Below are 13,092 nucleotides of genomic sequence, written 5' to 3'. Positions count from 1 at the left end.
CCATACTCGAGTGTACATACTTCGTAATCATTTTGATTTGGGGGATAATGATGAATAAACAAACATTGATCGAACAATCTTTAGAAACATTGAAAAATAACGGGTTCAAATACACGAAAAAGCGAGAAGCATTACTCGCATATTTAATCAAACGAAATCGTTACGTCTCTGCAAAAGAAGTCTTTGACTATATGAGTCAGGAATTTAAAGGAGTCAGCTATGATACGATCTATCGTAATTTACATGACTTTTCAGAGTTAGATCTTTTGGAAGAAACGGATCTAAATGGAGAAATGAAATTCCGTTTTCATTGTTGTCAAGGCGAGATTGGGCATCATCACCACTTCATATGTACCGTTTGTGGGACGACAAAAGAAATCCATATGTGCCCAATGAATTATTTTGAAGAACAACTCAGTGGGTGTACCATTGAAGAACATCGCTTTGAGATATTTGGTCGCTGTGAGAGCTGTCAATAATAATTTTCAATAAAATAACAGGTGATTATTAAAAAAAATCATAAGATTCTCTTGACGGTCAAAACTGCTTTAGCTATAATGTTTATAGAACAGTCTTGTTTCTTGAGATTAACATTTCAATAACAATTACGGTTACTTTTTAAGCTCGGAGGGAGGGAATTAATATGTCAAAAACAGTCGTTCGCAAAAACGAATCACTTGACGATGCTCTTCGTCGCTTCAAACGTTCCGTGTCAAAAGCGGGTACTTTACAAGAATCTCGTAAACGTGAATTCTACGAAAAACCAAGTGTAAAGCGTAAGAAAAAATCTGAAGCAGCTAGAAAACGCAAAAAATTCTAGTTCTTTGATGAATTGGAGTTGGTAGTGTGTCACTACTAAGTAGATTGAACGATGACATGAAGACAGCGATGAAAGCTAAAGATAAAGAATCTTTACAGGTGATTCGTATGATCAAGTCATCTATACAAAACGAGCAAATTAAAGAAGGTCACGACTTGACAGAAGAAGAAGAACTAACAGTGTTGTCTCGCGAAATGAAACAACGCCGTGATTCTTTGCATGAATTCGAGGAAGCTGGACGTGACGATTTAGCTGAAAAAGTGAAAAGTGAAATTGTGATAGTCGAAAAGTATATGCCAGAGCAACTTTCTGAAGAAGAAATTCGACAACTTGTTCAAGATGCGATCACGCAAACAGGTGCTTCATCAGCAAAAGAATTTGGTAAAGTCATGGGAGTTATCATGCCTAAAGTCAAAGGAAAAGCTGATGGAAATCAAGTAAATGCTATCGTAAAAGAACTATTGCAGTCTTAATCTTAGCAAACGAAACTACGGACGCGAAAGTGTCCGTAGTTTTTTTGTGTTCATTAAAAGAATAGTTTTTTGATCAATATTTTTTTGTTTAAAAACATTTGTTGTTACTTCGCAAAAGATTCATAGAGTGAACTACTCACCACTTAGCTAAACCTGACGGTTCTTAACGCTTGAAGTGGGAGCTTCTTGGGAATAGAGCATACTTGATAGTGTATTTCTTTACTAACAGCGGTGTCTCTTATTTACCAAGCTATACCCGTAGTTCCTACGGTTCTTGATTTTATCTAAGCTAATTGTTTTATTCGGAGACCTTCGGTGAGAATATTGATGCTTGCGTTTATATCTCGGTCATGATGAGCATGACAAACTGGACAAGCCCATTCTCGTATTTCGAGCGTTTTCTTGCCATCTTGATGACCACAAGCCGAACAGAGTTGACTAGATGGGAACCATTTATCTACTTTGATGATTTCACATCCATACCAGTCAGCTTTGTATTGTAGTTTAGTTACAAAACTAGACCACGATACATCAGAAATACTTTTAGCTAATTTATGATTGCGTAACATATCTTTTGCATTTAAGTCTTCAATACAGATAGTATCGTGATTTTTGATAATCTCTGTACTTAACTTGTTTAGAAAGTCGTTGCGCTGATTCATTACTTTTTCATGTAGCCGCGCTACTTTTCGTTTTTGTTTTTGATAGTTTTTGGCTTCAAAGAGATTGACACCTTTCTTTTTAGCTAATAATGCACGTCTTGACAACTTACGTTGTTCACGCTTTAGTTTCTTTTCCATTTTTGACGTGAACTTATTATTATCAATCTTTTGACCGTCAGAAAGAATGGCAAAATCAGTTATACCAAGGTCAATTCCAATAGAAGAATCGTTTTTAGGAAGTTCAACTATTTCTTCTTTACACAACAAAGAAATATGGTAATTACCACTTGGATGACGTGAGATTGTGGCAGATTTGATAATTCCTTTAGGTTGTCTATGGAGTTTAATCTTGACTAAAGACTTCAACTTAGGAACTTTGATGAATTTATTATCAATCAAAGCTACTGTTCCTTTTTGGTTGTTAGTAGTATAGCTTTGTACAGGATTCTTCTTACTTTTGAATCGAGGAAACCCAACGGATTTATCTCTAAAAAAATTCTTATATGCCTTATCTAAATTAAGTTGTGCATTCGCTAAAGCAAGGCTATCTACTTCCTTCAAAAACGGAAATTCTTTCTTATATTGAGCTGGTGTTGGAAAATTCATTTTTGTAGAAGAATCATTTTTAGTTTCTTCATAATTTTTCATTCGGTCATCAAGCATTAGATTGTAGACCTTACGGACACAACCAAAAGACTTAGCAAAGAAAATTTCCTGCTCTTCTGTTGGATAAATTCTGAATTTATATGCTTTTAGTCGCTCCATAAGACTCACCTACTCTCTATTTGTGGTTATTACCTTGATTCTGAATATACTTTTTGATGACATCAATTGGTGCGCCACCAGTTGTCAACAGGCAGAAACTTTTAGACCAAAACATTTCTTTCCAAAGATATTGTTTTACTCTAGGATAGTCACGCTTTATCAAGCGTGAACTAGCGCTTTTATAAGCGTTGATGAACTTCGTCAGCTCTGTTTTTGGCTGTGCTTTGAACATAATATGAACATGATCTTTCTCATGATTCCACTCAACGAGAGTGATGTGATGTGACTCTGCAATTCGTACAAAAGTTATTTTAGCAAATTCAGATATTTCATCATCAATCACTTGTCTACGGTATTTAGTTACCAGTACAAGATGATAATAGAGAAGAAACACTGAATGATTATTAGTATCTAGTTCCATTGTTATATCAGCTCATTTCTTATATAGACTGATTATACCATAGTACAAAATAAAAAGGCAATATGCCTTATATGTCGGTTTTCGAGTTACCAACGGTAACCCTCATACTGAACGGCATTCATCACCCACCTATAGAGGATGGGCGACTTCTGCCTGAATTAAGTTAAAATAAATCGGACAACTGATGTTCAAAGTCAGGTATCTCTGCTAGTTACTAAATGATTAGGTTGTTTTAGTTGAAGAACGTTTTGTCTCAGTAATCCAAATTAAAACTTTTTTCTCAAGTCGTCTCATTTTATTCGCTATATAGTTTTTCATGATTATGGTAGAATAGGTAAGAACGATTTGAAATAAAGGAGATGTCTATTTTTGACAGAAGCGTCTAGTTCTTTGGATATTAGATTAACAGCAACTGATGATATCAGTATGCTTTTAGGGTCACATGATAAACATATCAAACTGATCGAAGAAACAACTGAAACGACGATTCACACAAGAGGCGAAGTAATCCAGATCATCGGAGAAGAAACCGATATTTCTTTAGCTGCTTCCGTGATCCGAACGTTACAAGAATTGATCAAACGAGGGATCCATATCAGCATGCCTGATGTGGTCACTGCACTAAAAATGGCCCAAAAAGGGACATTGGATTATTTTGTTGAGATGTATGAACAAGAGATCGTCAAAGATCGCAATGGCAAACCGATTCGTGTCAAAAACAGCGGACAAAAAAAATACGTCGATTCTGTCGCCAAACATGATGTGGTCTTTGGCGTAGGACCAGCTGGTACTGGGAAAACATTTTTGGCTGTCGTATTAGCGATTGCTGCCTTAAAGAAAGGCGAAGTCCAAAAAATCATCTTGACTCGTCCAGCCGTCGAAGCAGGTGAAAATCTTGGATTCTTACCTGGAGATCTGAAGGAAAAAGTCGATCCATATTTACGACCAGTTTATGATGCACTGTACCAGATTTTTGGTTTGGATCATACCAATCGTTTGATGGAGCGAGGAATCATCGAGATTGCACCACTTGCATATATGCGTGGTAGAACGTTAGATGATGCCTTTGTGATTTTGGATGAGGCGCAAAACACAACAGTCGCCCAAATGAAAATGTTTTTGACTCGGCTTGGCTATCAGTCAAAAATGATCGTCAATGGGGACACGAGCCAAATCGATTTACCAAAAGGGACAATGAGTGGATTGATTCATGCAGAACGAACACTCAAACAAATCAAAAAAATCGATTTTGTGAATTTTGAAGCTAGTGATGTCGTTCGTCACCCTGTCGTGGCAGAAATCATCAAAGCTTATGAAAAAGCGGATCTTCATCAAGAATAGCTTTTTTAGGAGGATTACCACATGTTGAACAAAATATTGCAGCAGCTTCAAGCGAAATTAGGGAAAGCTGCAGCACCTTTTCTCTTATTGCTTTTCTTTCTATTGATGTGTGGGATCACGTTTAGCAGCGTGAAGCAAAAGCCCAATGATTTTAGAGAGGGACAAGTAGCGGAAGAAAGTATCCGTGCCAATAAAACGATTGAGAACACGGAAGAAACCGAACAAAAAAGGAAATTAGCAGCTGAAGCAGTGACACCTGAGTACACCTACCAAAGTGACCTAGCTTCGGAACAAGATCGTCGGATCAATCAACTGTTTGTTTTGATCGATCGTGCGAATGACACGATCGACAAACAATACGAAGAAAAAGTCAGTAAGGCAAAAGAAGATGAAAATGTTCCAAAGCCAACAGTAGAAGAACGGATAGCCGCATTGAAACGAATATTCGAAAGTTCAAATGCGGATGATGTCGCGTTTTACCAAAAATTACCAAATAGTTTTTACTCAACGATCATGAATATGTCAGAAAGCGAGATTACGACGGTTCGTGATGAAAGCTTGAAATTGATTGACGAACAAATGAGTAAGCAAGTTCGAGAAAGCGATTTAGATAATTTCAAACAAGAAGCAGAGGATAAGATCCAGTATTTGAATGTTTCGGCAGAACAACAAGAAATGATCCGTTATTTAGTCGATCAGGGCATTGTTGTGAATGATGTGCTAAATGAAAAACGAACAGAAGAGTTGAAGCAAGAGGCACGTGACTCCATCCAACCCGTCATGATTTTCCAAGGGGAAATCATTGTTCGTGAAGGGAATCAAATCGATGCAGCTGCTATGAAAAAATTAGAGTTGTTAGGTTTGACGAGTCAATCTACTTCGATTTTTCCTCTTGTCGCTATGATTCTAGCGGTATTATTGCAAATTGGTGTGTTATTCTACAATTCACTACAGTATAAAGATCTATTCAAACGAACAGAGTATATTCTTTTCTACGTAACAGCGATGTCCATCAGTATTTTATTGATGAAATTTTTCCAAGTCTTTCAAACAGAGCAAGCGACGTATATTCCGTTACTTTACCCAGCAGCGTTTGTACCGCTTGTCTTAAACTTTTTCTTGAATCGAAGAGCGGGTATCATGGCTGCGTTATTCCAAGCAGTTTCAGCGCTATTCATTTTTTACAATTCGATCGGTACGAATTTCTTGACTGTGATTTTGGTCTCGTACCTATTTGCCGGCTTTTTAGCAGCAATTTTAAAACGGCAACGTATTTCAGAACAATGGTTCCCAGCAATCATGTGGGTCGTTGTCTTTCCGTTATTGATGGATGTCGTTTTAGTGGTTTATCAAGGCATGAGCTTCAGTGATGGCACCACTTGGTTAACACTTGTATGTGGCTTCATGGGCGCATTTCTGTCGTATTTACTGACGATTGGTCTGCACCCCTATATTGAGCTATTAGTGAATGACGACAGTGTGATCGTTCTAAATGAATTGAGTAACCCAAACCATCCATTATTGAAGCAATTGCTAGAAGAAGCACCGGGAACGTATCATCATAGTATGATGGTTGCGAATCTAAGTGCGAATGCAGTTGCTGAAATCGGTGGGCGTTCATTGTTGACACGTGTGGCTTGTTATTACCATGACATCGGCAAAATCAAACATGCCAGCTTTTTCGTAGAGAACTTACCTTCTGGTGCGGAAAATCCCCATAACTTTTTACTTCCTGAAGATAGTAAACAAATTATTTTTGGGCATGTGACAGACGGTGCGAAGATTTTAGAAGAGTACGATATGCCACAAATGGTGATCGATATCTGCAAGCAACATCATGGGACGACTTTGATGCGTTATTTCTATATCAAAGCAAAAGAACGTAATCCCGAAGTAACAGAGGAACAATTCCGTTACCCTGGCCCTAGACCGCAAACACGGGAAGCTGGGATCGTCAATATTGCGGATAGTTGCGAAGCCGCTGTGCGAGCAATGGATCATCCAACCAGTGAGAAAATCGAAGCTTTTGTGCATAATTTGATTGAAGAACGGATTTCTGACGGTCAGCTTGATGATAGTGGATTGACACTCAAAGAAATCCGCAAAGTTGAAAAATCTCTTGTTAGTGGATTGAGCAGTACCTTCCATTCAAGGATCAAATACCCTAAGATGAAGTCTGAAGCAGAAAAAATGAAACAAGAAAAAGAATAGCAAGAAGGAAGCGATGACTAATGGATATTACATTTATCGATGAAACAAACACTGTATCTGAAACGAAAATCAAAGAAATTGAAGAATTGCTTCAATTTGCGGCAAAAAAACTTTCTTTATCAGATGAGACGGAAATGTCGGTGACCTTCATGGATAATCCGTCTATCCAAGAAATCAATCGTACGTACCGTGGCAAAGACGCACCAACAGATGTGATCAGTTTTGCGTTAGAAGATGAAGGTGAAGACGAGATCCCAGTCATTTTTGAAGAGGACGATGAGCCAATGCCTCGTGTATTGGGAGATATCATGATCTCAATCGATCGGGCAAAAGAACAAGCTGAAGAATATGGTCACTCCTATGATCGCGAACTAGGCTTCTTAGCCGTCCATGGATTTTTACACATCAACGGCTACGACCATATGACACCTGAAGATGAAGCGGAAATGTTTGGCTTACAGAAAGAGATTTTAGATGCTTATGGACTTAAAAGATAAAAGAGAAGAACAAAAAGTAGATAAAAACAAACATTTTTTGATGTCAGTGGAGTTTGCTTTACAAGGAGTCAAAACCGTTTTTGATGAAGAACGAAATATGAAGAAACATGTGGCTCTTGGGATCATTGCTCTGATCATGGGGTTCATCTTTCAATTGGATCGGATGGAGTGGCTATGGTTGCTCCTTTCAGTCTTTCTCGTATGGATCGTCGAAATCATGAACACTGTTTTTGAGAATGTAGTGGATATGTTCACAGACTTCCATTTTCATCCCATTGGAAAAAAAATCAAAGATATGGCAGCTGGGGCAGTGTTATTGACTGCTTGCTTCGCTGTAATCGTGGGGATCATCTTATTTGGTCCAAAAATCTATCAACTGTTTTTTAATTAAAAGGAGAGTAATTATGTCAGAACATAAATCTGGATTTGTAGCAATCGTCGGACGACCAAATGTTGGTAAATCGACGTTGCTCAATCGGATCGTTGGTCAAAAAATCGCGATCATGAGTGATAAAGCGCAAACGACAAGAAATAAGATCCAAGGAGTATATACGACTCCTGAAGCACAATTGATCTTTATTGATACACCAGGAATCCATAAACCCAAACATCGCTTAGGCGATTTTATGGTAGAAACAGCTTATAGTGCTTTACGTGAAGTTGATGCGGTATTGTTCATGATCAGCGCCGATCAAAAAAGAGGAAAAGGCGACGATTTCATCATCGAACGCTTGAAAAATGTCCAATCACCGGTATATTTAGTGATCAATAAGATCGACAAAGTCCATCCAGATGAGTTGTTAGGGATCATTGAAGATTATTCCTCACAAATGGAGTTTGCCCAAGTTGTTCCGATCTCTGCGACAGAAGGAAACAATGTCGAACGTTTGATGGAGGTCTTAGTGGACGAAATGCCTGAAGGCCCGCAATATTTCCCAGACGATCAAGTCACTGACCATCCGGAGTATTTTATCGTTTCTGAATTGATTCGGGAAAAAGTCTTGTTTTTGACACGAGATGAAGTACCCCATTCAGTCGCAGTAGTCATTGATACGATGAAACGTAATGAGAATAATAAAATCCATATCCAAGCTACGATCATCGTCGAGCGTGATAGTCAAAAAGGAATCATTATCGGTAAGGGCGGTAAGATGTTGAAAGACATTGGAACAAAAGCACGAAGAGACATTGAGAATCTATTAGGAGACAAAGTCTTTCTAGAGCTCTGGGTCAAAGTTCAAAAAGACTGGCGAGATAAACGAGTCTATTTACAAGACTTTGGATATCGTCAAGACGAGTATTAAACAAGGTTGTGAGAAAGCCGGTCAGCTCCGAATAGTAAGGCGAAACGTGGGAAAATAGCTTTCCATATTTTTTCACGTTTCGCCTTACTATTGAAGGAGCTGGCTTTCGAACACCGTTTATCATAGGTTGTGAGAAAAGTGCTATGACCTGAGCAGTAAGCTGGGAAATCAGAAAATAGCTTTTCATATTTTTTGATTTTATGGGCTTATTATTGAAGTGCTGCTTCTTGAACACCGGTTATCCAGTTATAGAAGTTAGAGGACAACTAAGTCATGGAAGCAATTAAGAGTCTGGAATAAAAGTAATAGTTACTTTTATCTCGACTTCACGTATGCTCGCATGACTTTTTCCTTCTTTTCAATTTAAAAAAGCAATCTACGTTAAAGTCAGAGGAGGGGTGACGATGAGTCAGCTTGCAGAATCAAAAGGAATCATCCTTTCTAGTCGCAACTACAAGGAAAAAGATAAATTAGTCAAGATATTTACAGAATCGGCAGGAAAAATGATGTTTTATGTCAAGGGGATCCATCGTCAAAATCAACCGATTGCACCCGCATTGTTGCCTTTTACGGAAGCAATTTATATTGGTCATTTTCATAATGAAGGCTTGTCCTTTGTAAACAGTGTAAAAGATGTCCACTCGTTTCGTAAGATACAAGAAGATATTTTTCTTAGCGGTTACGGGACTTATTTGTTGAACTTAGTGGATGCGGCGATCGAGGATCGGCAATATGATCCGAATCTATTTCAATTCACACACCAAGCATTGCAACGCATGGATCAAGGAGATGATCCAGAGATCATTACGAATATTTTTGAGATCCAATTATTGCAACGTTTCGGGATCTCGCCAGTTTGGACCCACTGTGCAGTGTGTGGAAAGACGCAAGGAAAATTTGATTATTCATCCAAATATGGTGGCGTCTTATGTGAAAATCACTGGGAGTTAGATCATCATCGGTATCACGCGGACCCACGTGCAGTTCACTTCGTACGGCTCTTCTCAGCAATCTCGTATGATCGCATCAGCGGGATCGACCTCAAAGAAGAAACCAAACAAAAGATTCGCCAATTGATTGATCTGTTATACGAAGAATACGTAGGCATCCATTTGAAAAGTAAAAAGTTTATTGATCAAATGAAAAGTTGGGAACATATCATGAAACCGACCAATGAGGCAACGAAAGAAAATCCTGCAGAAGAATGAAAAATTGTTTGAAACAATGGATTTTTTTCAAAAATATTTGACAAAGTACTTGGTTAACGTCTATTATAAAGCCTAGATAGTAACTATTGTTTTTTCAATAGACGAATGTCATTTATGAAGGATATTCAATAATCACATACGTACGATGATCAAGATCAGTAAAAAATCAAGTGGCACAAGCGAGTTCGGGAGAGTGTGAGCCGAATGCTAACGGTTTTTGAAGAGGCACTTGTGAGTACGATCAACGAAGCTGCCGACTCGCTCGGAAGTAGGGTGGAACCGCGAAGATATTCGTCCCTATGTTTGTTTACGCAAACATAGGGACTTTTTTTGTTACTATTTTTGATTCTTGGTTAAGATGAAAGGGGTAATTATATGAGTAAGAAGCAAACAGTTCAAGAAATGATTTTGACATTACAAAAATTTTGGTCATCGAACGGTTGTATGTTGATGCAAGCATACGATACAGAAAAAGGGGCAGGTACAATGAGCCCTTACACGTTTTTACGAGCAATCGGTCCAGAACCTTGGAATGCCGCTTACGTTGAGCCATCACGTCGACCAGCTGATGGTCGTTATGGTGAGAATCCTAACCGGTTATATCAACACCATCAATTCCAAGTGGTGATGAAGCCATCACCAGAAAATATCCAAGAACTTTACTTGGAAAGCTTGCGTTTGTTAGGGATCGATCCGTTAGAACATGATATCCGCTTTGTTGAGGACAACTGGGAGAACCCTTCGATGGGGTGTGCCGGTGTTGGTTGGGAAGTCTGGTTAGATGGCATGGAAATCACGCAATTTACGTACTTCCAACAAGTCGGCGGTTTGCCATGTAAACCAGTCACTTCAGAAATCACTTATGGGTTAGAGCGTTTAGCTTCTTATATCCAAGAAGTGGAAAGTGTGTATGATCTTGAATGGTCAGCAGGTGTCAAATATGGCGAGATCTTCAAACAGCCTGAATATGAACACTCAAAATATTCATTTGAAGTGAGTGATCAAGAATTATTATTAAGTAATTTTGATCGTTTTGAAAAAGAAGCGAAACGTTGTATTGAAGAAAATCTGGTCCATCCAGCATATGATTACATTTTAAAATGTAGTCACACCTTCAATCTATTAGATGCTCGTGGTGCAGTATCTGTGACTGAACGTGCTGGCTACTTGGCTCGCATTCGTAACATGGCGAAATCTGTGGCGAAAATCTTTGTTGCAGAACGTGAAAAACTTGGATTCCCATTGCTGAATAATCAATCAGAAAATCCAACGACTGTTAAGGAAGGTGAATAAGATGGCAAAGGACTTATTATTAGAAATTGGCTTGGAAGAAATGCCAGCGCATGTTGTGACACCAAGCATGAAACAATTAAAAGAAAAAACAGCAGCGTTTTTAACGGACAATCAATTGACTTACGATGCAATCGAGACATTCTCGACTCCGAGACGTTTGGCGATCAAAGTAACAAATGTGCCAGAACGTCAGGCTGACAGTGAAGAAGAAGTGAAGGGACCAGCGAAAAAAATCGCATTAGATGCTGAAGGCAACTGGTCGAAAGCAGCTCAAGGATTTGTTCGTGGGCAAGGATTGACGACAGACGATATCACCTTCCGAGAAATCAAAGGTGTGGAATATGTCTATGTGACGAAATATACTCAAGGTAAACCGGCAATCGAAGTCTTGACAGGATTGATCGATGTGATTAAAAGCATGACATTCCCTGTGACAATGCACTGGTCTTCCTTTGACTTTGAATATATTCGCCCGATTCATTGGATCGTGGCACTATTTGGAGAAGAAGTGATCCCGTTTGAATTTTTAGATGTGAAAACTGGACGTACTTCTCGTGGGCATCGTTTCTTAGGTGAAGATGTGACATTTGCTCATCCAGCAGAATATGAAGAAAAGCTATCTGAACAATTTGTAGTTGCTTCGCCACAAAAGAGAAGAGCAATGATCATGGAACAAGCGACTCAATTATCAACAAAAAATGATTGGCACATCGATTTTGATGAAGACCTACTTGAAGAAGTCAATAATCTAGTGGAGTATCCAACTGTCTTTGCTGGTGATTTTGAAGAAAAATATCTATCTGTACCGGAAGAAGTACTCGTGACTTCCATGAAGGAACACCAACGTTATTTTGATGTTCGAAATGCCGAAGGTCAACTCTTACCACATTTTATCGCTGTACGAAATGGCGATCGTGTGAAGCTAGATAACGTTATTCGTGGGAACCAAAAAGTACTGACTGCGCGTTTAGAAGATGCGGAATTCTTTTACAATGAAGACAAAAAATTCCCAATCGAGCATTATGTCAATAAGTTGAAATCAGTGACTTTCCATGAAAAGATCGGTAGTATTTATGAAAAAATGCAACGTGTGCAAGTGATTGCATCTGTTATCGGTAAATCTGTCGGTTTATCGGAGGAAGAACTAGCTGCATTACAACGTGCCGGCGAAATCTATAAGTTTGACCTAGTGACGAACATGGTTGGAGAATTTCCAGAACTTCAAGGAATCATGGGTGAAAAATATGCGTTGTTGCATGGAGAAGATCCAGCGGTTGCGACAGCGATCCGTGAACATTATTTACCGATCGCTAGTGAAGGTGAATTGCCAGAAACGACGATTGGTGCAGTCTTAGCCATTGCCGATAAATTAGATAGTATTTTCTCTTTCTTTACTGTAGGAATGGTGCCAAGTGGTTCAAACGACCCTTACGCATTACGTCGTCAAGCATATGGGATCGTTCGGATCATTGAAGCAAAACAATGGGCTTTCCCATTGGCACAATTACAACAAGAAGTGAATGCTGCAATCAATGAAAATCAAGAGCGTTTCGGGTTAGCTTTCGTTCAAGGAACTGATGTAATCGACTTTATCAAAGGTCGTTTGCGCCAACGATTGATGACAAAAGCCATTCGCCACGATGTGATCGATGCTGTCTTGAATGCGAAGGAAAGTAATTTGACAACCGTTTTTGCCGCTGCACGTCTGTTGAAGGAACGTTTGCAAGATGAAAACTTCAAACCATCGATGGAAGCTTTGACGCGTGTGATGAATCTAGCGAAAAAAGCCGAAGGAACAACGAATGAGATTGATCCAAGCCTGTTTGAAAATGAAGCAGAGCAAGCATTGTACGAAGCAGTTGAGAAAGTGAAAGCTCAGTTTGCGGAACGTACACTTAAAGAGAACTATGAGCAATTAGTCAGCTTAAGACCAGTGATCGATCAGTATTTTGATCAAACGATGGTCATGGTCGAAGATGAAGCTGTCCGTAACAACCGTTTAGCACAGTTGCAACAAATTGCTGACATGGCATTAAGTATTGCTAGTCTGGATCAAATCATTACAAAATAAGACGGATCAAGTGAAAGCTTGAAACA

The 13,092-nt window shown here is 38.9% G+C and carries 13 protein-coding genes; 11 read left to right on the top strand and 2 right to left on the bottom strand.

What is annotated here, in order from left to right:
* Positions 1 to 50: 50 nt before the first annotated feature.
* From IGI79_RS09525 to IGI79_RS09515, 3 genes are all read left to right on the top strand, one after another.
* Positions 51 to 479 carry a Fur family transcriptional regulator gene (locus IGI79_RS09525; RefSeq protein ID WP_438845899.1) on the top strand — a complete coding sequence of 143 codons (429 nt, stop codon included), beginning with the start codon at positions 51 to 53 and terminating at the stop codon, positions 477 to 479.
* Positions 480 to 643: 164 nt separating this feature from the next.
* Positions 644 to 820 carry a 30S ribosomal protein S21 gene (rpsU, locus tag IGI79_RS09520; protein WP_002356740.1) on the top strand — a complete coding sequence of 59 codons (177 nt, stop codon included), beginning with the start codon at positions 644 to 646 and terminating at the stop codon, positions 818 to 820.
* 26 nt (positions 821 to 846) lie between these two features.
* On the top strand, positions 847 to 1,293 hold the full coding sequence (locus IGI79_RS09515; protein ID WP_010734957.1) for a GatB/YqeY domain-containing protein: 447 nt from the start codon (positions 847 to 849) through the stop codon (positions 1,291 to 1,293).
* 284 nt (positions 1,294 to 1,577) lie between these two features.
* Here the strand turns inward: IGI79_RS09515 and tnpB are convergent, their stop codons facing one another.
* Positions 1,578 to 2,720, bottom strand: a complete 1,143-nt coding sequence (tnpB, locus tag IGI79_RS09510; RefSeq protein WP_438845898.1) for an IS200/IS605 family element RNA-guided endonuclease TnpB — start codon at positions 2,718 to 2,720, stop codon at positions 1,578 to 1,580.
* 16 nt (positions 2,721 to 2,736) lie between these two features.
* Entirely contained in the window at positions 2,737 to 3,141 is a 405-nt protein-coding gene (gene tnpA / locus IGI79_RS09505; protein ID WP_104776402.1) for an IS200/IS605 family transposase, read from the bottom strand.
* A gap of 369 nt (positions 3,142 to 3,510) precedes the next feature.
* Between tnpA and IGI79_RS09500 the strand changes: the two genes are divergently transcribed.
* The 8 genes from IGI79_RS09500 to glyS all read left to right on the top strand — a co-directional run bounded on the left by IGI79_RS09500 (position 3,511) and on the right by glyS (position 13,066).
* Positions 3,511 to 4,482, top strand: a complete 972-nt coding sequence (locus IGI79_RS09500; protein WP_010734958.1) for a PhoH family protein — start codon at positions 3,511 to 3,513, stop codon at positions 4,480 to 4,482.
* 21 nt (positions 4,483 to 4,503) lie between these two features.
* Positions 4,504 to 6,693 (top strand): HD family phosphohydrolase, encoded by a 2,190-nt coding sequence (locus IGI79_RS09495; protein WP_066025755.1) that lies wholly within the window; start codon positions 4,504 to 4,506, stop codon positions 6,691 to 6,693.
* 20 nt (positions 6,694 to 6,713) lie between these two features.
* Positions 6,714 to 7,190 (top strand): rRNA maturation RNase YbeY, encoded by a 477-nt coding sequence (gene ybeY, locus IGI79_RS09490; protein WP_010734960.1) that lies wholly within the window; start codon positions 6,714 to 6,716, stop codon positions 7,188 to 7,190.
* Positions 7,174 to 7,581: a diacylglycerol kinase family protein gene (locus IGI79_RS09485; protein ID WP_029594236.1), complete on the top strand. Its 408-nt coding sequence runs from the start codon at positions 7,174 to 7,176 to the stop codon at positions 7,579 to 7,581. Before ybeY ends, IGI79_RS09485 begins: the two co-directional genes overlap by 17 nt.
* 13 nt (positions 7,582 to 7,594) lie before the next feature.
* Positions 7,595 to 8,494: a GTPase Era gene (gene era / locus IGI79_RS09480; protein ID WP_010734962.1), complete on the top strand. Its 900-nt coding sequence runs from the start codon at positions 7,595 to 7,597 to the stop codon at positions 8,492 to 8,494.
* Between the two features lie 404 nt (positions 8,495 to 8,898).
* Positions 8,899 to 9,702 (top strand): DNA repair protein RecO, encoded by an 804-nt coding sequence (gene recO, locus IGI79_RS09475; RefSeq protein WP_019724240.1) that lies wholly within the window; start codon positions 8,899 to 8,901, stop codon positions 9,700 to 9,702.
* Positions 9,703 to 10,077: 375 nt separating this feature from the next.
* Positions 10,078 to 10,995 (top strand): glycine--tRNA ligase subunit alpha, encoded by a 918-nt coding sequence (gene glyQ, locus IGI79_RS09470; RefSeq protein WP_010734964.1) that lies wholly within the window; start codon positions 10,078 to 10,080, stop codon positions 10,993 to 10,995.
* A 1-nt stretch (position 10,996) separates the two neighbouring features.
* Positions 10,997 to 13,066 (top strand): glycine--tRNA ligase subunit beta, encoded by a 2,070-nt coding sequence (gene glyS / locus IGI79_RS09465; protein ID WP_438845897.1) that lies wholly within the window; start codon positions 10,997 to 10,999, stop codon positions 13,064 to 13,066.
* Positions 13,067 to 13,092 lie beyond the last annotated feature (26 nt).

Origin of the sequence: Enterococcus sp. AZ084 (assembly GCF_051714905.1) — a bacterium.
GTDB classification, from domain to species: Bacteria; Bacillota; Bacilli; order Lactobacillales; family Enterococcaceae; genus Enterococcus_B; species Enterococcus_B pernyi.
Note: the sequence above shows the minus strand (reverse complement) of the source record. Positions and strands in the feature narration are given on the sequence as shown.